Raw genomic sequence first — 22,067 nt, 5'->3', positions numbered from 1 at the left:
TCCAGATGGCGGACGGGTGAGTTCCGGATGGCGGACTCCGCCTGCGCGGCCGGGCGCACTCGCCTCCCTTACGCTGCGAGGCCATGAACGCTATGCGAACCAAGATCGCGATCGTGACGGGCGCGGGCTCCGGCATCGGCCGCGCCGTGGCCGTGGAACTGCTGCGCACCGGCTGGTCGGTGGCGCTCGCGGGTCGCCGCGAGGACAAGCTCTCCGAGACCGCGGCCGAGGCGGGCGCCACGGCGGGCGCCGGCGCGGGGCAGGCCGGGGGCGCGGGCACCGCCGCGCGTGCCGGCGCCCCGGAGGCGCTGTGCGTCCGTACGGACGTCTCGCGTCCCGGTGACGTGGACGCGCTCCTCGTGGCCGTGCGCGACCGGTTCGGACGGCTGGACCTGCTGTTCAACAACGCGGGCACGTTCGGGCCGGGCGGGGTGCCGGTGGAGGAGCTGGACTACGCGGCCTGGCGGCACGTCGTGGACACCAACCTCAACGGGGCGTTCCTGTGCGCGCAGGCGGCGTACCGGCAGATGAAGGAACAGGACCCGCACGGCGGGCGGATCATCAACAACGGCTCCATCTCCGCGCACACCCCCCGCCCGCACTCCGTCGCCTACACCGCGACCAAGCACGCTCTGACCGGCCTCACCAAGTCGCTCTCGCTGGACGGGCGGCCGTACGGCATCGCGGTCGGCCAGATCGACATCGGCAACGCGGCGACGGACATGACCGAGCGCATGCCGGCCGGCGTCCTCCAGGCGAACGGGCAGCTCACCCCGGAACCGGTGATGGACGTGGCCGACGTGGCCCGGACCGTGCGACACATGGCGGAGCTGCCGCTGGAGGCGAATGTGCAGTTCGCGACGGTGATGGCGACGGCGATGCCGTACGTGGGGCGGGGCTGAGAGAGGCGACGCGGGGCCCGAGACACTCGTCCATGGCTCAACTTACACAAACGGAAGATGATGCTCCGGTCCATAAGGGCACGTGACAGTCATATGCTCAGGACGCGTCTCCACGAGAGCTTCACACTTGGAGGCGGCGGCTTCCGTGGCCAACCCGAGGGGGAGGCGGCAGCCGTTCCGCGGTCCGGAAGGGGGCGGACCTCGCGTGGGACCGCGAGGTGAGCACCGGAGCACGGAGCGGCTGCCCACACGTCCGGGCCGTGGCGCCCGAGGGCGCGGCGGTCATCCTGGACCTGGAGCCGCGCAGGGCGCGGTGCATGGCCGGGCCATTGGCCGCCCGGCGTGCCAGGGCCTCATCCGCCGTGGCACGCGTCGTCGTCAGTCGGCGGCGGTCCGCATCGCCGCCCGCTCGGGGCCGATGCCCGCCGCCCGGCCCTCCCGTACCGCGTGCGGAGCGCCGGGCGGGCCTTGCTCGGCGTGGACGGTGCACCGGGCGAACCGCCCTCGGCGTGAACGGCGCACCGGGCGGACCCTGGTCGGCGTGGACGGCTCCCTGGTCCGCCCGCGCGACCGGCCCGGCGCCGAGCGATGCGGGCACCAGCTCTCACCTCCCCAGGAGCCGGTCGATCTCCGTCACCTGGGCCGCGGTGAGCGGGCCCTTCGCGAGGGCGCCCGCGTTCTCCTCGGCCTGGGCGACCGAACGGAAGCCGGGGATGGGCACGGTCCGGGGGCTGCGGGCCCAGATCCAGGCGAGGGCACCCTGCGCGAGCGTGCGCCCCTCGCTCGTGAGGACCTCGCGCAGCGCCTCGACCCGGCCGAGCCACTCCGGGTCGGCGCCGCCGTCCGCGCTGAAGCCGGGCAGCCAGGCCGGCGGCGCACTGCGGATGTCACCGGCCGCCAAGGCCCGCCCGCCGGTGTGCTTGCCGGTGAGCAGCCCCATGGCCAGGGGGCTGCGGTTGATGCTCGCGAGCTCGAACCGCTCGCACAGGGCCAGGAGTTCGGGCGCGTCCTGGAGGATGTTCAGGCGGTGCTGCACGGCCGCGCAGTGCGGCCCCTCCGCGAACACGGCCGCGCGGTCCGGGTCGTCGGTGCTCCAGGCGTACGCCCGGATCAGACCCTCCCGTACGAACTCCTCGCAGACGTCGCGGAGTTCGGCGGCGCGCTCGGGGTCGGCGTCGGAGAGGTGCAGCTGGTACAGGTCGACGTGGTCGGTGCCGAGGCGGTCGAGGGACGCCGTGAGGGCGCGGCGGGCGTGGGCCGGGGTGTCGTCCTGGCCGGTGCGGGTGCGGGTGGCCTCGTCGAAGAGGTTGCCCCACTTCGTGGCCACGACGACGTCCGCGCGGCGCCTGCCGAGGGCCCGGCCGAGGACGCGCTCGCTGTGGCCCGCGCCGTAGGTGTCGGCCGTGTCGAAGAAGGTGACACCGAGGTCGAGGGCGCGGTGGACCGCCCGTACCGACTCCTCGTCGTCGACCTTGCCCCAGCCCAGCGGCTGCCCGTCGGTGTCCTGCCACTCACCACCGATCGCCCAGCAGCCGAAACCGAGGGCGCTGACCTGGATACCGCTGCGGCCGAGGGAGCGGGTGTGGGGCTGCGGGTGCGAAGTCGTCTCCATGCACACGGACGGTAGAAGTTGGAGTGCCCTCCAACGCAAGCCCTCTCCACGAACACGAGCCCCAACCGTCCCGGCCGTACGGGGTGTTACGCCTGGCCCGTCTCGAACCGGCTGATCCTGCCGTCCTCCGACACCGTGAAGCGCCACGCGGTGCGCATCTCGCCCCAGGTGTCGTTGCGGTAGTTGGCTACCAGCGCCCGGCCGCCCGCGGATTCGCGCTGGACCTCGATGTGGCCGTGGGAGGAGAAGATCTCCCGGTCGGTCCAGTCCGCGAGGTCGCGGTCGGAGCCGTCGTCCGACATCGTCGCGTCCTCCGTGAGGAGCGCGAAGAAGGCGTCCTCGTCATGGGCGTTCACCGCGGCGACGAAGGCTCGGACGGCCGGGTCACTGAGTTTGGCGGGTGCGATCGTCATGGCGGCCAGCCTCACACCGTTCCCGGGGGCGCGCCACCGGAGGCGCACGGCGGATCCGGGGCCACCCGAACGGCGGCCCGCACGGGCCGGGCGGGTGTGATCGGTGCGACGGTGGATACGTGGGAGGGGACCCTACGCACCAGCTGCCCGGGAGTGCTCATGACCTCATTCGACCGACGTGATCTGGGACTGCTGCTCCTGCGGCTGGGCACGGGTGGTGTGCTCGCCGCGCACGGGACGCAGAAGCTGTTCGGCTGGTTCGGCGGACACGGCATCGAGGGCACCGGCGCCTTCATGGAGTCCGTCGGGTACGCGCCCGGCAAGGCGAGCGCCACCGCCGCCGGCCTCGCCGAGACGGGCGGCGGCGCGCTGCTCGCGCTGGGGCTCGCGACGCCCGCGGCCGGTGCCGCCGCGGCGGGCGCGATGGGCGGCGCGGCCGCCATCCACACGCCCAACGGGTTCTTCAACGCCGAGGGCGGTTACGAGTACGCCGCGACCCTGGGCCTGGCCGCCGCGGGCCTCGCCGTCGCCGGGCCCGGCCGGCTCTCCCTGGACCACGCGCTCCGCCATGTCGTCGACCGGGGCTGGATGGTCCCGGTGGCGCTCGCCGGCACGGCCGCGGTCACCGCGGTGGTCGTGGGCCTGCGCAACCAGCGGGTGCGCAAGGAGAAGGAGGGCGAGCAGGAGGCGCTGTTCGAGGAGTGACCTCGGCTGTCAGAGGGGCGTGACAAGCTGCGGCCATGAACGAGCATCCCCGGCCTCCCCACGCCCCCGACGACCTCTGGCGGTCCGTCACCCGTCTGCACGCCTGGCTGGAGGCGGACCAGCCGTACGGTGGTCAAGAGGGCCTGCTGCTGCGGATGTTGAAGCTCCAGGAGGAGGTCGGCGAGGTCGCGCAGGCGGTGATCGGCGCGACCGGGCAGAACCCGCGCAAGGGCACCACCCACACCTGGGACGACGTCCAGTCGGAGCTGTGCGACGTCGTCATCACGGCTCTGGTGGCGCTGCGCACCCTGACCCCGGACGCCCACGCGGTCTTCGACGCCCATCTGGCCGGGGTCACCGCACGCTCGCTGGGCCCCCGCCATGGCTGACAACGCCTTCTGGATCGCCGCGCTCACCGCCGGCACGGCCGTGCTGGCGAGCTGGGTGACGAGCCGGGGGACCGCGCGGGCGGCACGCATCCAGGCGGACACGACGGCCGGCGCGCAGCGGGTGGAGCGGCTGCGGCAGGCGCGGCGGACGGCGTACGCCGGGTTCATCGAGCAGGCGCAGCGGCTGAACGACGTGCACTGGAAGGTGTCCGACGTGGTCCGGGGCGCCGAGGGCGGGCTCGGCCCGGAGCAGGTGGAGGAGCTGCGGCGGTTGCGTGAGCAGCAGCGGGACGAGTACGCCACGCTGCGCAATCTCACCTGGATCGTCTCGCTGGAGGGGCCCGAGGAGGTCGCCGACCTCGCCAACGCCGTCCGGCGGACGACGAACCCCTTTCACAAGGCGATCGAGGCGATGATCGAGGGCGACACCGGTGCCGTGGCGCGCTTCGACGCCTGCTACACGCCGTTCTGGGACGCGCTGAAGGTCTTCATCAGGGCCTCCCGCGACACCCTGCACACCATGTAGGCGCACCCAGTGGGCCGACGGTACGTCCTCCCCCCTGCCGTCCCCCGGTCATACCCCGGGGTGATCCGGAGGCGGGGTCGTACTGCGTTCTGAGTACCCGCGATTGTCGGCAGCCGCACGACGACGGGACAGGGGCCGCGACGGGAGTCTTGGCTGACATCCGAGACCTCTGACGTGGAGACCTGCGACCCATGGCAACCTTCCTTCATCGGCTGGGCCGGCTGGCCTTCCGCAAACGCTGGTACGTCATAGTGATGTGGCTGGCGGTACTGGGCGCCGTCGGTGTCGGCGCCCTCAAGGCCCCGGGAGCCTCCGACGAGGAGTTCTCCATGCCGGGCATCGAGTCCCAGAAGGCGTTCGACCTGATGGAACAGCGCTTCCCCGGGGTCACCGCGGACGGCGCCACCGCCCGGGTCGTGTTCGTCGCCCCGAGCGGCGAGAAGGTCACCGCCGCCGAGAACAAGAAGGCCGTCGAGGAGACGGTGGCGGATCTGGCCGACGGTTCCCAGGTCGCGAGCGCCGTCGACCCCTTCCGGGCGGGGGCGGTCAGCAAGGACGGCACCACGGCGTACGCGACGGTCACCTACAAGGTCACCGCGAACGACCTCACCGACGCGAGCAGGACCCACCTGGAGGACGCGCTGCACGCGGCGCAGGACTCGGGGCTGACCGTCGAGGCCGGCGGGACCGCCATGGCCGAGCAGGGCGGCGCGGGCGGCGCGGCCGAGGTGATCGGTGTCGCCATCGCCTCCGTCGTGCTGCTGGTCACCTTCGGGTCGCTGGCCGCCGCCGGACTGCCGCTGCTGACCGCGCTGGTCGGCGTCGGCCTCAGCATGGCCTCGGTCCTCGCCCTGTCCGAGGCGTTCGGCCTGTCCACCACGACGGGCACCCTCGCGATGATGCTGGGCCTCGCGGTCGGCATCGACTACGCCCTGTTCGTCGTCTCCCGCTACCGCGAGGAGCGCGCCAAGGGCCGTTCGCCCGAGGAGGCGACCGCCCTCGCCACCGGCACCGCCGGGTCGGCGGTCGTGTTCGCCGGACTCACCGTCGTCATCGCGCTGGCCGGACTGTCCGTGGTCGGCATCCCGATGCTGACCAAGATGGGGCTGGCCGCGGCGGGCGCCGTCGTCGTGGCCGTGCTGATCGCGCTGACCCTGGTGCCGGCCGTCCTCGGCTGCTGGCCGAACGCGGTGCTGGCCCGCAAGGCGCGCAAGAGCGGCCGGATCGAGGAGAGCCCCGCGGACAACGGCGGCACCCGCTGGTCGCGGTTCGTGCTGCGCCGTCCGCTCCCCGTGCTGATCCTCGGCGTCGTCGGCCTCGGCGCGCTCGCCGTCCCGATGACCGACCTCCAGCTGGGCATGCCCGGCGACGAGGCCAAGTCGACCTCGACCACCGAACGCCAGGCCTACGACGCGCTCGCCGAGGGTTTCGGGCCCGGCTTCAACGGGCCGCTGACGATCGTCGTGGACGCCAAGGGGACCGACGACGCCAAGGGTGCCGCCGACACGATCGCGAGGGAGATCGGCGCCACCGAGGGGGTCGTGTCCGTCTCCCCCGCGCGCTTCAACGAGGCCGGTGACACGGCCGTCTTCTCGGCGGTGCCGGCCACCGCGCCGACCGACGAGAAGACCAAGAACCTGGTGACCACCATCCGCGACGAGCGGCCCGGCCTGGAGTCCGAGACCGGCGCCACGTTCGAGGTCACCGGCACCACCGCGCTGAACATCGACATCTCGGACAAGGTGCAGTCCGCGCTGGTCCCGTATCTGCTGGTCGTGGTCGGCCTGGCGGTCATCCTGCTGCTGGTCGTCTTCCGCTCCCTGCTGGTCCCGCTCAAGGCGGCCGCCGGCTTCCTGCTGTCGGTGCTCGCCTCGCTCGGTGTGGTCGTCCTGGTCTTCCAGCAGGGCCACGGCGCGGAGCTCCTGGGCGTGGAGCAGACCGGCCCGATCATGAGCCTGATGCCGATCTTCCTGGTGGGCATCGTGTTCGGTCTGGCCATGGACTACGAGGTGTTCCTGGTCTCCCGGATGCGCGAGGCGTACGTCCACGGCGACGGGGCCGACGAGGCGATCACCAGTGGCTTCCGGCACAGTGCCCGGGTGGTCGCGGCCGCCGCCCTGATCATGATCGCGGTGTTCGCCGGGTTCATCGGCGAGAGCGACTCCATGATCAAGATGATCGGGTTCGGGCTGGCCTCCGCGGTCCTGTTCGACGCGTTCGTCGTACGGATGGCGATCGTGCCGGCCGTGCTGGCGCTGCTCGGTGACAAGGCGTGGTGGCTGCCGAAGTGGCTTGACCGTGCGCTGCCGCACGTCGATGTGGAGGGTGAGGCGCTGACCCGCCGTGCCGACGACGCGGATCCGGCACCGGCCGAGACGGCCGAGCTGGAAGTGACCCGCACCTGATCCGACCGTCCCACCCCCACCGGGGGCCGTCCGTGGCGAAGGACACGGACGGCCCCCGGGGGCGTTCCCGCCGAAGTCGACGACCATCGAAGTCGTCGACGGCCATCGAAGTCGACGACCACCGAGGTGGTCCTGCCATGGTCCCCGCCCACCTACCGGAGCCCCGATGACCGCCCTGCGGAGTCCCGACGCGTACCACCCAGCGGAGCCCTCGATGAGCGCCGTCCCGCGGAGTCCCCGATGACCACCGCCCTGGAACGGCACACCACGGACCGTCTGGGGAACCTGTACGGCCGTCACCCCTACCTCGTCGACCTGGTGCTGGTCCTGGCGCTGATGGGCTGCGCCACCCTCGGCAGCGCGCTCACCCTGCCCGGCGCCCAGCCGCCGGACCAGGACAGGGTCGGGGTGGCCCTCATGGGCGTGTCCTGTCTCGCGCTGCTCAAGCACCGCACCCACCCGCGCGCCGCCCTCGTCGTGACCGCGATCTGTACGACGGTCGCCGTCGCCCTCGGCTATCTGCTCACCCCTCTGCTGCTCGCCCCGCTCATGGCGGCGCTCTACTGGCTGGCCACGCTCACCGACCGCAGGACCACCCGCGTCTACGGCTGCACGACCATCGCGGTGATGAACGTCGCGACCGTGTTCTCCGACTCCATGGAGCACCTCTCGCTGGTGCTCAGGACGATCGGCCCCGTCTTCTGGCTGCTGCTGCCGCTCGCCGCCGGCCGGGGGACGCTGGCGCGGCGGGCGTATCTGAAGTCGATGCAGGCCCGCGCGGAACACGCCGAGCGCACCCGGGAGGAGGAGGCACGGCTCAGGGTCACCGAGGAACGGATGCGCATCGCCCGGGATCTGCACGACGTGGTCGCCCACCACCTGGCCCTCGCCAACGCCCAGGCGGGCACCGCCGCGCACCTCACCCGTACCGACCCCGAGCAGGCCCACCGCATCCTCACCGAGCTGACGGCCACCACGTCGGCGGCGCTGCGCGAGCTGAAGGGCACGGTCGGGGTGCTGCGCCGGCCCGACGACCCCGAGGCGCCGCTGGCCCCCACCCCCGGTCTCCACCAGCTCCCCGAGCTGACGGCGGCCTGCGAGTCCGCCGGTCTCACGGTCACCGTCACCACGGACGGCGTCCCTGGGCCGCTGGACCCCGGTGTGGACCTGACGGCGTACAGGATCGTGCAGGAGGCCCTCACCAACGTCAGCAAGCACGCCGCCGTGGACGCGGCGCGGGTCCGCCTCGTGTACGAGGAGGCGCATTTGACGATCACGGTCTCCGACGACGGCACGCCCCGCGCGCGGGGCACGTCACCGCGGGGCACGTCCGAGCCCGGCCGTGGTTTCGGCCTCATCGGCATGCGGGAGCGGGCCCAGTCCGTCGGGGGCTGTCTGAGCGCGGGTCACCGGCCCGAGGGTGGCTTCGAGGTCACCACCGACCTGCCGCTGCGGCCGTACCCCTCCCGCGCCGCCGACCCGGTGCCGGACCTCGCCCCTGACCAGCGGAACTAGCCGCTCACGACCAGTGGAAGAAACGCGACGCCCATGACCATTCGTGTCCTGCTCGCCGACGACCAGGCCCTGCTGCGGGCCACCTTCCGGATCCTCATCGACTCCTGCCCGGACCTGGAGGTGGTCGCCGAGGCCACCGACGGCCGGGAGGCGGTCGACCTGGTCCGGGTGCACCGCCCCGACGTGGTCCTCATGGACATCCGGATGCCCGGCACGGACGGGCTCACCGCGACCGCCGTGATCTGCGCCGACGAGGAGCTGGCCGACACCCGTGTGCTGATCCTCACGACGTTCGAGATCGACGAGTACGTGGCCCAGGCGCTGCGCTCCGGCGCCAGCGGTTTCCTCGGCAAGGACGTCACCGCCGACGCGCTCCTCGACGGCATCCGCACGGTGGCCGCCGGCGACACGCTGCTCTCCCCCGCCGCCACCCGGACCCTCATCACGCGTTTCCTCGCCACCCCCACCCCGGCAACCGGCTCGCCGCCCCCGACCGGCTGACCATCCTGACCACGCGCGAGCGGGAGGTCATGTCCCTGGCGGCCGAGGGCCACTCCAACGACGAGATCGCCGAGAAGCTGTATGTGAGCCCGCTGACGGTACGGACCCATGTCCACCGGGCGATGACGAAACTGGGTGCCCGCGACCGGGCCCAACTGGTCGTGATGGCGTACCAGTCGGGCCTGGTGCGGGTCACCCCGCCGGAGTGAACCTCGTTCTTTCCTCCGCTAGCGCATGTCTGACTACTCCTTCTGCTCCTGCTACTCCTTCTACTCCTTGTAGAACGTGGCGTCCTGACGGTCGAGGGTCGTGCTGACCGGCTGGGTGTGGAGCAGGTTGTTGTAGTGGCGGATGTAGCGGCCGGGGAAGTTGAACGACTCGTAGGAGACCCCGGCCGCGGTGTCGGCGAGGCCGGCCCGCTGGAAGAAGGACGCGTCCGCGTCGAACAGGGCCGTGCCGTCGTCCTTCTCCACCCAGAGCTCGTTGTTCTTGTGGCGGAGGTAGTAGCCGGGGAAGTTCGCCGACTCCAGCGAGACCGTGCCGCTGCCCGTCAGCCCGGTGACGATCCGGAACTGCGAGTCGGCGAGGTTGGTGACGTCGCTCTCCAGCTTGGCGCGGTACTCCCAGTGCCGGATGAACTTGCCCGGGAAGTTGAACGAGGAGAGCCGGACCGGCGTCGCGCCGTCGGCGACGGGGATGCCGAAGTTGGGCGTGCCGTCGGCGTTCCAGTACAGCTTCTGGTAGCGGGTACGGCGGTTGGGGTCGTTGAGCGGGTCGCCGCTGATGTCCTTGTAGTTGCGGTCGTGGTAGACCAGGATGTCGGACTTTCCGTCCTCGGACGTGGTGAAGGTGTTGTGGCCGGGGCCGTACTGGCCGGTCCGGTCGTTGCTCCTGAAGACCGGCGCCGAACTCTTCGCCCAGGAGGCGGGGTTCATCAGATCCGCGGACTCGGAGGCGGTCAGCAGGCCGAGGCAGTAGTTGGCGTCGGTGGCGCTGGCCGAGTAGGCCATGAAGACCTTGCCGTTCCGCTGGATGACGGCCGGGCCCTCGTTCACCCGGTGACCGACGGTCTCCCAGGAGTACTCCGGCTTGGAGATCATCACCGGACTGCCGCTGATGGTCCAGGGGTTGGACATCCTCGCCAGGTACAGGTTGGTGCCACTGCCGACCGCCGGGTCGTTCTGCGCCCAGCTGAGGTAGCGGGTGCCGCCCACCGTGAAGGTGGTGGCGTCGAGCGAGAAGGTGTCCAGCGGCAGGGCGATCCGGCCCTTCTCCGTCCAGGTGCCGGTGATCGGGTTGGCCGCGCTGGTCTCCAGGACGTACGGCCGGATCTTCCAGATGTCGTTGGAGGCACCGGCGGCGAAGTACACGTACCACTTGCCGTCGATGAAGTGGATCTCCGGCGCCCAGATGTGGGCGCCCATCTCACCGCTGGCGTGCTTGGTCCAGATCGTGGTCTCCGTGGCCGTGGCGAGGCCCTGGAGGGTGGTGGACCGGCGCATCACGATCTTGTCGTACGCGGGGACGGTGGCCGTGAAGTAGTAGTAGCCGTCGGTGTGCTTGTAGATGTGCGGGTCGGCCCGCTGCTCGGCTATCGGGTTGGTGAAGGTGACAGCCGGGGACGCCGGGGCGGCGGCCTGGGCGGGGGTGGTCACGGTGGTGAGCACGGCGAGCGCGGCCGCCGCGGCCACCAGAACCCGTCTGACGAGTCGTCTCATGTCTTGTTCGCGGCCCTTCGAGGTCAAGGATGTGGGAATCAGGCGGTCGATGGTGGGAATCAGGCGGTCGTGGGGACGAGCCGCCACTGCTGGCAGTTGTTGTCGAGCCAGGACCACTGGCGTACGTCGGTGCCGTTGGCGGTGCCGCAGTCGGCGACGTCCATGACCTTGCCGGTGGAGGCGTTGACGATCCGGACGTAGTCGCCGCCGAGGTAGACCAGGCGGTACTTCTGGCAGTTGTTGTTCAGCCAGGACCACTGCCGGATGTCGGTGCCGTCGGCGCTCGCGCAGTCGGCGACGTCGGCGACCTTGCCGGTGGCGACGTTCACCAGGCGGCTGGTGTCGTCCGCGCGGTCCTCGATCCGCCACTTCTGGTTGGCCCCGCCGTTGCAGGTCCACTGGAAGATGTTGGTCCCGTCGGCCGTGTTGCCGCCGTTGACGTCCAGGCACTTGCCGCTGTTGCGGTTGACGATGGTGTACGCGGTCGGGGTCGTCGCGGTCTCACCGGAAGGCCCGGCGATCGTGGTCCCGAGGGCGACGGGGGTGCCGAAGTTCGGGGTGCCGTCGGCGTTCCAGGTGAACTTCTGGGCGCGGGTCGTACGGCCGTTGTCGCAGCCGTCGCTCGCGGCGTCGTTGGCGTGGTAGACGATCCAGTTCTCGGCGCCGTCGGGCGAGGTGAAGAACCCGTTGTGGCCCGGCGCGTAGACCCCGGCCGCGTCGTTGCGCTGGAAGACGGGCGTCTGCTTCTTCGTCCAGGAGGAGGCGAGCAGCGGGTCGGAACCGGTCAGCTCCAGCTGCCCGAGCTTGTAGTCGGGGCCCCAGCAGGCGCTGGCGGAGTAGATGAGGAAGGTGCGCCCGTTGCGGTAGAGCGGCTCGGGGCCCTCGTTGACCTCACCGCTCTGCGTCTCCCAGCTCAGGGTCGGGCTGGAGATGACGGTGAAGGTGGAGCTCGCGAGGGTGTACGGGTTGCTGAGCGGCGCGATGACGAGGCTCTGCTTGCTGCCGCCGGCCGAGCCGCTGCCGACCAGGTACAGCTTGTTGTCGTGCTTGAGCACGCTGACGTCGATCAGCCAGCCGTTCGGGTTGAGGTTGGACCCGGCGAGCTGGTTCTTAAAGGTGTACGGCCCCATCGGGTCGGACCCGGCGCTCTCCAGGACATAGGTGCGCTGGTCGTCGCAGCAGGCGGAACCGCGCGGCCCGGCGGAGTAGTAGAGGTACCACTTGCCGTCGAAGAAGTGGATCTCCGGGGCCCACATGTTCCAGTTGCGGGTGGAGGTGCTGTCCGACCACACCTGCACGCTGGGCGCGGTGCTCAGCCCGGCCAGCGTGGGTGACTTGCGCATGGTCAGCTCACCGGTGAAGGAGGTCGTCACCAGGTAGTAGTTGCCGTTGTAGTACTCCAGCCACGGGTCGGCGCCCTTCTGCGACTTGACCGGGTTGGTGTACGGCCTGCCGTCGGCCGCGGCGGCGGGCGAGGCCGGCTGGACGGCGAGGAGTGACGCGAACAGGGCCAGCAGGGCGGCCCCCAGCGTCACCCCGTGACGGACTTGAATGCGGAACACGGCAAGTCCCTTCGGGGGCGGCTCTCGGGGAGGGGATCAAGAGGTTGATCGTTCGATATTGCGAACGCTGTGCGTAACTTCGGCCAGAAGGTAAAGGTGAGGCAGGAGGGGCGTCAATGGATGCGACACGATTTGATGCCGAGGAGGCCGTCGGAATAGATCCCGAAGGCGGCCGGGTTGGCGATGGCATGACGAAACAGAACCTGGGTCGACACGGCATCTGGAGCATCGGACTGCGAACGGAGGATCCCGCTCGACACGATGAAGTCGCAGAAGCGGCGGCCGAGTTGGAGGAACTCGGCTTCGGCGCGATCTGGCTGGGCGGCAGCACGTCGGTCGACCACGCCGCCCCCCTGGTCGAGGCCACGTCCCGAATCACCGTCGCCACCGGCATCCAGAGCATCTGGCAGCACGAGGCCGCCGAAACGGCCGCGCGCTTCCGGGAGTTGGACGCCACCCACCCCGGCCGCTTCCTCCTCGGCCTGGGCGTGAGCCACGCGAAGCTCACGGAGCAGTACCGGCGCCCGTACGCGGCGATGGTCACCTACCTGGACGCCCTGGACGCGGCCGGGGTCCCCGCCGACCGCCGGGTGCTGGCCGCGCTGGGCCCGCGCATGCTCCGCCTCTCCCGGGACCGGGCGGCCGGGTCACACCCGTACCTGGTGACCCCGGAACACACGGCCGAGGCGCGCGAGGCGCTGGGCACGGACGCCCTCCTGGCCCCTGAACTGAAGGTGGTCCTGGAGCCCGACGCGGACCGCGCCCGGTCCGTCGCCCGCGCCCACCTCGCCTTCTACCTAGGGCTGCCGAACTACACGAACACCTTCCTCCGCCTCGGCTTCACCGAGACGGACCTGGCGGACGGCGGCAGTGACCGGCTGATCGACGCGGTGTACGCGTGGGGCGAGGACGAGCGGATCCGGGCACGGGTGGACGAGTTCCACGCGGCCGGCGCGGACCATGTGGCTCTCCAGGTGCTCGACGGGCGGGAAGGCGACGCGCTGCCGCGGAAGGAGTGGGGGCGGTTGGCGGAGGTGGTGGGGTTGGTGGGGTGAGGGGCGCGGGTGCAACGGGGCGGCTCACCCGAGCCGACCGGAAACGCCGTGGGCGGCTCGGCTCAGGCCGAGCCGCCCACGTACGCCTGGAGCGAGCGACGCTCGCCGGTCAGCCCCCGACGTACCAGGTGAAACCGCCATTGGACGCGGCCACGGCGATCAGCACCGCGAAGATGACCAGGTCCACGACGCCGAGGGCGATGCCGGCCTTGGCGACGCCACCGCCGCCCTTCACCCCGCCTGCGGGTCTGTGTAGCGAACGGTGGAACTCAGTCGGTTTTGTTCAGCGGCGTCCGGCGGTGAGCCGGCCGTCGAAGGTGATGTCGAAGGCTTGGAGTGCGGCCTTCCAGCGCATGGTCCAGCGTTTGCGTCCGGTGCCGGTCGGGTCCAGGCTCATGACGGCCAGGTAGACGCACTTGAGAGCGGCCTGGTCGGTGGGGAAGTGCCCTCGGGCCCGGACGGCCTTGCGGATCCGCGCGTTGATGCTCTCGATCGCGTTCGTGGTGCAGACGATCTTGCGGATCTCCACGTCGAACCGGAGGAAGGGCACGAACTCCGCCCAGGCCGCCTCCCAGAGCCGGACGATCGCCGGATACTTCCCGCCCCAGGTGTCAGTGAACTCCACGAACCGCTCCAGCGCGGCCTCCTCGGTCGGCGCGGTATAGACGGGCCTGAGTGCCTTCGCGATCTTCTCCCAGTCCTGCCGGGCCGCGTAACGAAAGCTGTTCCTCAATAGGTGAACGACGCAGGTCTGGACGATCGTCGCAGGCCAGACGGTGTTCACGGCGTCCGGGAGGCCGGTCAGGCCGTCGCAGACCAGCATCAGGACATCGGCCGCGCCGCGGTTCTTGACCTCGGTCAGGACCTGGAGCCAGTACTTCGCGCCCTCCCCGCCGTCGCCGATCCACAGGCCCAGGATGTCCCGGTGTCCTTCGGCGGTGACCGCCACCGCCATGTAGACGGGCCGGTTGGCGACCTGCCCGTCCCTGACCTTCACGTTCACACAGTCGATGAAGACGACCGGGTAGACGCTGTCCAGGGGACGGTTCTGCCATTCCGTCATGCCGGCCATCACGCTGTCGGTGATCGTGGAGATGGTGGACTTGGAGATCTCCGCGCCGTACACCTCGGCGAGATGCGCGGAGATCTCCCCGTGCGTCAGCCCTTTCGCCGACAGCGACACCGACCATCTCGTCCACCCCGCCCAGACGCCGCTGCCGCTTCTTGACCAGCTGCGGCTCGAACGACCCGGCCCGGTCCCGCGGCACCGCGATCTCGACCGGCCCCGACTCCGTGATCACCGTCTTGGGCCGGTGCCCGTTGCGGTAGTTCTCCCGGCCGCCCCCGGCCCGCTCACCGGGCTCGTGCCCCAGATGATCGGTGAGTTCGCCCCAGCGCGGACTCCAGCACCCGCTTCGTCAGCTGCTGCAGCAGGCCGCCCTCCCCGGTGAGCTTCACCCCACCGGCCCGGGCCCGGGCCACCAGCTCGGCGACCAGCCCGTCATCCACGGCGCCCGCCCCACTCACAACGGCCTCCCCGGCCCCGATATCACTCGCCACGTCAGTCATCAACTGTCGCTTCCAGCTCGGGAGTTACACCACTCACCGTACAGACCCGATCCGGGATGCGGCGACTACGCGACCGTGCCCGAACGAACCCACCTTGTCCTACCCGCGTGGGATCATGCCGCGCATGACCGACCGAGCACTGACACTGGAGATCCTCACGGACCGGGGATTCACGGGATTCGTCCCCTTCTCGGAACTGCCGGAGGCCGGGGTGCCCCTGGATGCCGGCATCTACGTCGTCGTGCGCCCCGATGTGTCCGCCCCGGAGTTCCTGCCCCTGAGTCCGGCTGGGCATTTCCAGGGCCGTGATCCCTCCGTTTCTCGCTGAGGCCTGGGTCGGTGGGGCCATGGTGCTGTACGTAGGCAAGGCGACCACCGGCAGAAGCGGTCGGCGCGGACTGCGGAAGCGGCTCGACGAGTACCGGCGTCACGGCGCCGGAGAAGCGGTGGGTCACTGGGGTGGGCGCTATGTCTGGCAGTTGGCGGACTCGGGCTCGTTGCTGGTCGGATGGCTGTCGACGCCGGAGCGGGACCCCGGCGACGCCGAAGCCCAGCTGATCGCCGAATTCATCGGGGTCCACGGCAAGCGGCCCTTCGCCAACCGGAACAGGGGCCGCCTGATCAAGTAGCTCCAGGGGGGACCAGCCAGGCCCGTCAGCGCGTTGCACCCTGTATCGGCACTCCTCGCCCGGCCGCCCCGGCAAGACCGTACGGTCGGAGCTGCGCGTACCGACCGGAGGCCACCCACCCTGCGGCCCCGGCCGGATGCGAGAATGCGGTCCCTGGGTGGGGAAGCGCTCGCTCCGGGCGGGCGCGAGCACCGCGTGAACGGGGGTAGCCATGGCGGTGGTCATGTGTCCACTGTGCAGCGACGACGAGGACATCGAGGTGGTGCGCACGCTCGACGGCGGACGTCGGCTCGTGAAGCACCGCTGCGGCTATGAATGGGAGCACAAGGAGCCCACCGTCCCGCAGAGGAACCTCCTTCGCTCCTTCGACGACCTCAAGGCCCGTTTCCCGAAAGCCGAGGACGTCGATCCCGAGCAGGTGGAGCGGGTGGCCCGGCTGAAAGAGCAGTACCTCGCCGACAAGCCGGACTTCGACCCCGACGTGGCGGCCTACTGGTCGAGGTACCAGCGGATCTTCTCCCCCGAGGGGCTGTGGACGTGCGACCCCAGAGCCCTCAAGGACTTCGCCAACTCCGAGGTGGGGGCACGCCCCGGTAATCAGGCCACGTTCAACTCCGCGTGGAACGACATGGGCGATGCCGCAGCCGGAGAGTCGACCCGCAGGACGATCGAGTACCTCCTGCACGGACCCGACGACGTGCCGCTCGAAGACCGGCTCCAGCGCCTGCTGTCCGGCACCGAGCCGTTCGCCATGACCGGTTTCAAGGAGGCGCTCCTCACGAGGGTTCTCTGTGTGATGTACCCCGACCGGTTCCTGACGATCCTCAAGTACACGACGGAGGCCGGGGGCAAGCGCGAGGTCGCGCGACTGGTCTACGGACTGGAGCTGCCGACACCCGAGTCGGTGAACTGGACCCTCGGCCGGCTCATCCTCTGGAGCAATGATCTCCTGCATGCCCTCGTCGGCGAGGGTTTCGCCAACCAGCAGCACTCCGCGGCGTTTCTGTGGTGGGCCAAGGACCAGGTCGGCGGATTGCGGTAGGGGCGTCGGACTGCCCCCGCCTGTCCTGTGTCCGGCATCTTCGGTGTGACGGCTGTGACGTCTTCGGTCACGTCGGGACTCACTCGCCCCGCTGACGCTCCCGTCACTCGAACGAGTGGCGCCCCAACTTGTGCACGAACGGGCTGGGTTCGGAGGGTTTGGTAATTTCCCCAAAGGCTCTTGAGAACATCGCGCAGGACCGAGTCACGGGGTCCCGCGTCCCGGTGCCGACCTGGGCGAACAGCCGGCCACACGGCCGTACGACGTCCGTCTCGACCACCCGGGGATCCGCACGAAAGCGCACCCCTCCCCACCCGCCACCGGCGAGCGGCTCACGTCCCTCAGGGTCGCTCTTGGCCCTGCCGCGCGCGTGGGACAGACCCCACGGCTCACTACGATCCATCGACCCGAAAGCGGTCCGGTCGGTCGTACAGATGGCTGCTGCTGGGATCAACTCCGCTCTCCGAAAGGCCCCCTGGCCATGTCTCACCCACCCACACCCACACCCGCCCCCGGCCCTCCGCCACCGCCGCGCTTCGGCCCGCCCGCACTGCCTGGTGGCGAACCGGGCGGGCCCGCGTCGGCTTCGTCTTGGCCGTACCGGTGCTCGGCGTCCTCAACGAGTTCCTCGGGATTCTCGCGCTGCTCGTCGCGCTCTTCCTCCTGTGGTGGGGCAACGCCTGGCCGAAGGGGTGGAAGGTGACCGCGACCGTCGTGGCCGTACTCCTGCTCGGGGCGGTCCTGCCCCCGGCACCCCAGGACAGGACGTCGGACACAGTGGCGGAGGCGGACGTGAAGGCCCGGAACGCCGGAAGGCCCGCCACCTCCGCCCACCCAAGGGGTACGGCGGAGCAGGCGCAGGGGTCTGAGCCGACAACCGACCCGGAGATCCCGGACTTCCGAGGCCTGCGGCTCGACAAAGCGAAGAAGAGGGCACAGGTGGAGGGGTTCACCGTCGGCGACCACGACGCGTCCGACCAGGGCGACGGCATCTGGATGCGCTCCAACTGGACCGTCTGCTTCCAGGAGGTCGGCACATCACCGGGCGGCACGAGGACGATCGACTTCGGAGCCGTGCGCACCGGGGCTCCCTGCCCCGCGCGGGACGGCGGCCCCATTCCCTGGCCGAGGTTGCCACATCTGATCGGCGCGACGTGGACGGCAGCTCAGGAGAAGCTCGCCGCTCTCGATCCCTCGCCCGATCACGTGTACGCAGACACGATCTACGGAAACGACAGCCTTCCTGACGAGGGCGAGTACGACGAGTGGAAGGTGTGTGCGCACGATCCGGACCGAAGGGAACGGATCACCGACAGCACGTGGGTGAGGCTGTGGCTGTCCGCACCGGAGAACGACTGTCCTGCCCAGGCAGAGGAGGACAACGGATCCGCCCAGCTACCCGACCGCGATGACGACGGGGACCCGGACTATCACGACCCGTTCCCTGGTGACCAGAACCGCAACAGCACCTTCCCGGACGGCCTGACCGGAAGCTCGGGTGGCTCAGGTGGATCGTCGAGCGGCTCGTCCGGTGGAGGTGGCTGGGGCGGCTGCCGCTCCCGCTGGTGCTGAGCAGAAGGCGCGGCGGGCTGCTGGACCCCGCTCAAGCACCGTCCGCTGCGGACGCGGCTTTGACCACTGTGGTCGCGTAGACCGGGAGGCCTTCGCCTTTCCGTAGTACCGAAGCAGTCACAGGGACGGGGTAGCCTCAACCGTCCGGATCGAAGCAGCCTTGGCGGCTTTCCGATTCAGCCGTCGTACTGAAAGCGCGTCAGCTCGCCGAGCACCGAACGGGCGCTCTCGAAGTCGGCCAGGCGGGCCGCCACCGTGGCAACGGCGAGGCGTTCCGGAAGGGCGGCGGAGAACTTCAAGCCGCGTACGGCCCTGGGGTCCACGTCGGGCAGGACGAGGTTCTCGCCGACGTTCTCACGGGCCGTACGCCAGGCGGCCGGGCTGAGATTCTCGCGAAGGCGCAGCCAGCTGTCGGTGGGCCGTTGCAGGGGGTCGGTGACGGACTGGAGGGTGGCTGCCAGAGTGGCGTTTGCCCGGTAGCCGGCCCAGGTCCACCAACGGACATCGGAACCGACGCGTGTGATCAACGTGCCGCCCGGGTGGACGGTGTCAGGTGCGTCGGTTTCGCGCTGTTCGGCGAGGCACGCCTCCGCCCGCCGGGTAAGGGAGACGGGCGGGCTCGCGCCCAGCAGCACCTCGCGCATGGCACGCGTCAACGCGTACGACAGTCCGGCGACGCCACCGTTCATCCACTTGGCGACTCCGCCGCCGTCGGCCGGCTCGACGAAGGCGCGTTTGCGCAGCCAGTCGATGTAGGTGACCTGCCAGCTGCGTCCACCCAGGAGCAACCTCCGGGGGCCGGGGCGTTCCTCGGTGAGCACGCTCGGGTCGGTGCGACCGATCTCCGTGCGTCCGGACAGGACAGTGAACTGCGGAGGTGCGGTGAAGGAGGCGGTGAGTTCGATGAAGTGCCTTCTACCGAAGCGACGTTCCGCCTCGGGGCCGACGAACAGCATTCCGCCGTCGCTGTCGAGGAAGCCCTCTTCGGTCAGGAAGCGCAGGATCGGGGCGGCCGACTTGTCGAAGGGGGCGAGGCCGTTCCACTGTCGGTCCCACAACCGGTCGCCGAGCTTGTGCTGTTGCAGGGTGACGGCGAGCAGTTGCTGGGCCACCAGGTGACGCGGTACCGGCGGAGGCTCGACCGGTTCGACCCAGCCCCGCGACCACAGCAGCAACAGGCCCGCCGCCTGCAGCAGTGTGTTCTTGTGGGTGGTGAGGAACAGACAGTTCCGCAAGGTCCCGGCACGTCGGCCGGTGCGGCCGATGCGCTGCAGGAACGAGGCTACGGAGGCCGGTGAGTCGATCTGGATCACGCGGTCCAGGTCACCGACGTCGATGCCGAGCTCGAGGGTCGACGTGGAGACGATGACGCAGTCGCGTGCCTCGGCGAACGCTCGCTCGGAACGGGTGCGTTCATCGACGGAGAGCGAGGCGTGGGACAGGAAGACCGTCACCTCGCGGGCGCGGAGCGCCGCGCCCAGCTCCTCGACCTGGCGGCGCGAGTCGCAGAAGACGAGCCGCTTCTCCCCCCTGTGCAGCGCGGCAATGAGTTTGGCCGCGTTGTCGAGGGAGCCGACGTAGTCGAGTTCCACATCGCCCGCCGGCCTGTTGGACGGCTCTGGGCTTGCTTCGGCGCCGTGGCCGCTGCCGTCCGTGGTCGGCAGGTGCACTCCGGGGGCAACCACCTGACCAGTGCGACTGCGGACTCCGGCCCCTTGCAGCCAGTGCAGCAACTCGGCCGGGTTGCCGACAGTCGCCGAGAGCCCGACGCGCTGAATGGGCCGTCCGGTGACCCGCTCCAGCCGTTCCAGCACGGCGAGCAGGTGCCATCCCCGGTCATCGCCTGCGAACGCGTGCACTTCGTCGACGACGACGGCCCGCACGCTCCCCAACAGGCGTGCATGGTCGGTCTTCACGCCGATCAGCATCGCTTCGAGTGACTCGGGCGTGGTCAGCAGGATGTCCGGCGCCTCTGCCCGGATGCGCTGCCGTTGCGACTCCTTGGTGTCACCGTGCCAGAGCGCTGCCCGCCGTCCCATCCACTGGGCATAGGAGTCGACACGGACGACCAGGTTGTTGAGAAGTGCCTTGAGCGGGCACAAGTACAGCACGGACGTACCGGTCCACCCCTGCTCGGCCATCGCCGACAGCAGAGGAAAACAGGCCGCCTCGGTCTTGCCTCCCGCCGTCGGAGCCAGGAGTACGGCGTCCTGTCCCTCCATGAGCGGTGTGATCGCCGCACGCTGCAGAGGGCGCAGGTCGGGCCAGCCGAGTGTGTTGACGATGTGATGCAGGACAACGGGATCGAGCCGCTCCAGCACATCGGCGTCCTCGCCACCCGAGCCTCTCCCCGCCGGAAGTCCCGCGTCCGCCGCCATCACAGCTCCAGGTCGATGTCGTCGGCCGACGCGGAGCCGCCGGCGACCGCGGCGGCGAGGTTTCGCTCCACATCGGTGAGTTCGCTGCCCGCGACCGTCAGCCGGTAGTGCTGCCGGGGATCGAAGTCGTCGAACTGGTCCACGCGGTCGAGCACGTCCCCGACGAGTTTCTTCAGGAACAACCGGGGAGCCACCCCGACCTTCCCGCCCAGCGCTCCGCCGACGGCCACCGCGAGGTCGGCGACGTAGGCGTCGTCGACGACCGTCCGCACGCGTTCAGGCATGGCCGCGGCATCGGCGTACAGGTCACGGATGGTGAGGCCGAGTCCGACCAGGGACTCCTGGTTGAACCCGGGGAGCCTGATCTGCACGGCCCGGGGGTTGTCGAAGCGCGGGTCGGTGGTGAAGTCCGTGGCGAGCCTCTGGGCGAGCGGTGCCAGGCGCTGCACGCCTTGCTGCCCGTCGTAGAAGGCGGGTGTGCCGGTGATGACGAGGTACAGGCCGGGGAAGCGGCCGGAGTGCACCTCGTCGATGAGCTGCCGCAGCGAGTTGAGCGCCTTGTCCCGGGCGTCCGACCGGACCCGCTGGAGCGTCTCCACCTCGTCGAGGACGACGAAGAGCCCGGTGTGCCCGGAGTCGCGCAGCACGGTGAGGAGGCCCTGCAGGAAACCGAGGGCACCGAAATGGTCGAGGTCGCCGCGCACCCCGGCGAACCTGCGGGCGGAGGCCGCCACATGCGGCTGGCCGCCGAGCCACGCCAGGACGGCCGAGGCGGTCGCCTCGTCCCCGTCCGCGAGGGCGGCCCGGTAGCCGCGCAGCGCGGTGGCGAAGGACGGGGCGTGCCGGGACACCTCGGCGAGCCGCGCCACGAGCAGTTTCTCCACCTCGCCGGGCAGTTCCTCCTCGGTCGCGCCGGCCGCGAGGGCGTCTTCCTCCAGGGCGTAGAACCAGGCGTCGACCACGGGCCGCAGGGCGCTGGGCGGGAAGCTGGACGTGGTGAGCCTTTCGGTGAGCCGTCGGTAGACCGTCTCCAGCTTGTGCAGCGGCGTCTCGTTCTCCGAGATCTGGATCTCGGCCACGGCGAAGTTGCGGCGCTTGGCCCGCTCGCCCAGCCAGCGCGTGAAGAACGTCTTGCCGGACCCGTACTCACCCCGTACGGCCTTGAACACGGACCCCCCGGACGACACGGCGTCCAGCTCGGCGTCCAGGGCCGTCTCGAACCGGTCGAGGCCGGTCGCGAGCAGGTCGAGCCCGCTCTCGGGCACGGCTCCACGGCGCAGGGCGTCAATGACGGTACGGCGGCGAGCCGCGCTGACCTGGGCGGGGCGCTTGGATCCGGTGGTGCTCACGGGGACCAGTGTTCCATCTCCCTGTGCACTGTGGCCTCGAGGAAGTCGCGTCATACCCGGTTCGTGACTCTGTGGGCCCACTGTGTGCCTGCTGCGTCACGGACCGCTTCGAAGGGGCGGCACGTCCGTTCTTCATCGTGGGCGACGAGTCCCTGCTGCGCCGCTGCCTGGGCGCGGCTCTGGACACGGAGACCAGACGAGGCAGTCCTTCGCCGAACAGGCCGA

General features: G+C 70.4%; 19 protein-coding genes and 2 pseudogenes. 12 read left to right on the top strand and 9 right to left on the bottom strand.

Going from position 1 to position 22,067, the window contains the following annotated elements; all coding sequences use genetic code 11:
- The first annotated feature begins 83 nt into the window (after positions 1 to 83).
- Positions 84 to 902: an SDR family oxidoreductase gene (locus E4N62_RS04815; protein WP_230212064.1), complete on the top strand. Its 819-nt coding sequence runs from the start codon at positions 84 to 86 to the stop codon at positions 900 to 902.
- 378 nt (positions 903 to 1,280) lie between these two features.
- Here E4N62_RS04815 and E4N62_RS04810 read toward each other — a convergent pair whose 3' ends face one another.
- From E4N62_RS04810 to E4N62_RS04800, 3 genes are all read right to left on the bottom strand, one after another.
- The gene (locus tag E4N62_RS04810) at positions 1,281 to 1,424 is read right to left on the bottom strand and encodes a hypothetical protein (RefSeq protein ID WP_230212063.1); all 144 of its coding nucleotides are present in this window, start codon (positions 1,422 to 1,424) and stop codon (positions 1,281 to 1,283) included.
- Positions 1,425 to 1,506: 82 nt separating this feature from the next.
- The gene (locus E4N62_RS04805; RefSeq protein WP_230212062.1) at positions 1,507 to 2,514 is read right to left on the bottom strand and encodes an aldo/keto reductase; all 1,008 of its coding nucleotides are present in this window, start codon (positions 2,512 to 2,514) and stop codon (positions 1,507 to 1,509) included.
- Between the two features lie 86 nt (positions 2,515 to 2,600).
- On the bottom strand, positions 2,601 to 2,927 hold the full coding sequence (locus E4N62_RS04800) for a nuclear transport factor 2 family protein (RefSeq protein WP_184894851.1): 327 nt from the start codon (positions 2,925 to 2,927) through the stop codon (positions 2,601 to 2,603).
- Between the two features lie 159 nt (positions 2,928 to 3,086).
- Here E4N62_RS04800 and E4N62_RS04795 point away from each other — a divergent pair, with 159 nt between their 5' ends.
- The 6 genes and pseudogenes from E4N62_RS04795 to E4N62_RS04770 all read left to right on the top strand — a co-directional run bounded on the left by E4N62_RS04795 (position 3,087) and on the right by E4N62_RS04770 (position 9,177).
- A complete protein-coding gene (locus tag E4N62_RS04795; protein WP_184894849.1) occupies positions 3,087 to 3,632 on the top strand; it encodes a DoxX family membrane protein in 546 nt (181 codons plus the stop codon).
- 35 nt (positions 3,633 to 3,667) lie between these two features.
- Complete coding sequence (locus E4N62_RS04790; RefSeq protein ID WP_230212061.1) at positions 3,668 to 4,021, top strand: MazG-like family protein; 354 nt, start codon at positions 3,668 to 3,670, stop codon at positions 4,019 to 4,021.
- Entirely contained in the window at positions 4,014 to 4,547 is a 534-nt protein-coding gene (locus E4N62_RS04785; RefSeq protein ID WP_230212060.1) for a hypothetical protein, read from the top strand. The genes E4N62_RS04790 and E4N62_RS04785 overlap by 8 nt, the downstream gene beginning before the upstream one ends.
- A gap of 191 nt (positions 4,548 to 4,738) precedes the next feature.
- Positions 4,739 to 6,952: an MMPL family transporter gene (locus E4N62_RS04780; RefSeq protein WP_230212059.1), complete on the top strand. Its 2,214-nt coding sequence runs from the start codon at positions 4,739 to 4,741 to the stop codon at positions 6,950 to 6,952.
- A gap of 240 nt (positions 6,953 to 7,192) precedes the next feature.
- Complete coding sequence (locus E4N62_RS04775) at positions 7,193 to 8,467, top strand: sensor histidine kinase (protein ID WP_230212058.1); 1,275 nt, start codon at positions 7,193 to 7,195, stop codon at positions 8,465 to 8,467.
- A gap of 33 nt (positions 8,468 to 8,500) precedes the next feature.
- A pseudogene (locus E4N62_RS04770) lies at positions 8,501 to 9,177 on the top strand (response regulator).
- 60 nt (positions 9,178 to 9,237) lie between these two features.
- Here E4N62_RS04770 and E4N62_RS04765 read toward each other — a convergent pair.
- Both E4N62_RS04765 and E4N62_RS04760 read right to left on the bottom strand, forming a co-directional pair.
- Positions 9,238 to 10,686, bottom strand: a complete 1,449-nt coding sequence (locus E4N62_RS04765; RefSeq protein ID WP_230212057.1) for a family 43 glycosylhydrolase — start codon at positions 10,684 to 10,686, stop codon at positions 9,238 to 9,240.
- A 59-nt stretch (positions 10,687 to 10,745) separates the two neighbouring features.
- The gene (locus E4N62_RS04760) at positions 10,746 to 12,248 is read right to left on the bottom strand and encodes a family 43 glycosylhydrolase (protein ID WP_230212056.1); all 1,503 of its coding nucleotides are present in this window, start codon (positions 12,246 to 12,248) and stop codon (positions 10,746 to 10,748) included.
- A 188-nt stretch (positions 12,249 to 12,436) separates the two neighbouring features.
- Here E4N62_RS04760 and E4N62_RS04755 point away from each other — a divergent pair, with 188 nt between their 5' ends.
- A complete protein-coding gene (locus E4N62_RS04755; protein ID WP_230212055.1) occupies positions 12,437 to 13,303 on the top strand; it encodes an LLM class F420-dependent oxidoreductase in 867 nt (288 codons plus the stop codon).
- Between the two features lie 109 nt (positions 13,304 to 13,412).
- Here E4N62_RS04755 and E4N62_RS47830 read toward each other — a convergent pair whose 3' ends face one another.
- A complete protein-coding gene (locus E4N62_RS47830; RefSeq protein ID WP_268268920.1) occupies positions 13,413 to 13,538 on the bottom strand; it encodes a hypothetical protein in 126 nt (41 codons plus the stop codon).
- A gap of 48 nt (positions 13,539 to 13,586) precedes the next feature.
- A pseudogene (locus E4N62_RS04750) lies at positions 13,587 to 14,875 on the bottom strand (IS256 family transposase).
- A 121-nt stretch (positions 14,876 to 14,996) separates the two neighbouring features.
- Between E4N62_RS04750 and E4N62_RS04745 the strand changes: the two are divergent.
- The 4 genes from E4N62_RS04745 to E4N62_RS04730 all read left to right on the top strand — a co-directional run bounded on the left by E4N62_RS04745 (position 14,997) and on the right by E4N62_RS04730 (position 18,115).
- Positions 14,997 to 15,200 carry a hypothetical protein gene (locus E4N62_RS04745; protein WP_230212054.1) on the top strand — a complete coding sequence of 68 codons (204 nt, stop codon included), beginning with the start codon at positions 14,997 to 14,999 and terminating at the stop codon, positions 15,198 to 15,200.
- A 19-nt stretch (positions 15,201 to 15,219) separates the two neighbouring features.
- Positions 15,220 to 15,501 (top strand): hypothetical protein, encoded by a 282-nt coding sequence (locus E4N62_RS04740; RefSeq protein WP_230212053.1) that lies wholly within the window; start codon positions 15,220 to 15,222, stop codon positions 15,499 to 15,501.
- Between the two features lie 211 nt (positions 15,502 to 15,712).
- A complete protein-coding gene (locus E4N62_RS04735) occupies positions 15,713 to 16,543 on the top strand; it encodes a hypothetical protein (RefSeq protein WP_230212052.1) in 831 nt (276 codons plus the stop codon).
- A gap of 591 nt (positions 16,544 to 17,134) precedes the next feature.
- The gene (locus E4N62_RS04730; RefSeq protein ID WP_230212051.1) at positions 17,135 to 18,115 is read left to right on the top strand and encodes a hypothetical protein; all 981 of its coding nucleotides are present in this window, start codon (positions 17,135 to 17,137) and stop codon (positions 18,113 to 18,115) included.
- Between the two features lie 176 nt (positions 18,116 to 18,291).
- On the opposite strand, the gene E4N62_RS04725 is transcribed toward E4N62_RS04730, so the two are convergent.
- Both E4N62_RS04725 and brxD read right to left on the bottom strand, forming a co-directional pair.
- Entirely contained in the window at positions 18,292 to 20,493 is a 2,202-nt protein-coding gene (locus E4N62_RS04725; RefSeq protein ID WP_230212050.1) for a DEAD/DEAH box helicase, read from the bottom strand.
- Complete coding sequence (brxD, locus tag E4N62_RS04720) at positions 20,493 to 21,842, bottom strand: BREX system ATP-binding protein BrxD (RefSeq protein WP_230212049.1); 1,350 nt, start codon at positions 21,840 to 21,842, stop codon at positions 20,493 to 20,495. The genes E4N62_RS04725 and brxD overlap by 1 nt, the downstream gene beginning before the upstream one ends.
- Positions 21,843 to 22,067 lie beyond the last annotated feature (225 nt).

Source organism: Streptomyces sp. MNU76 (assembly GCF_020982545.1).
GTDB lineage: Bacteria > Actinomycetota > Actinomycetes > Streptomycetales > Streptomycetaceae > Streptomyces.
This window is presented reverse-complemented; position numbering and strand designations above follow the sequence as displayed.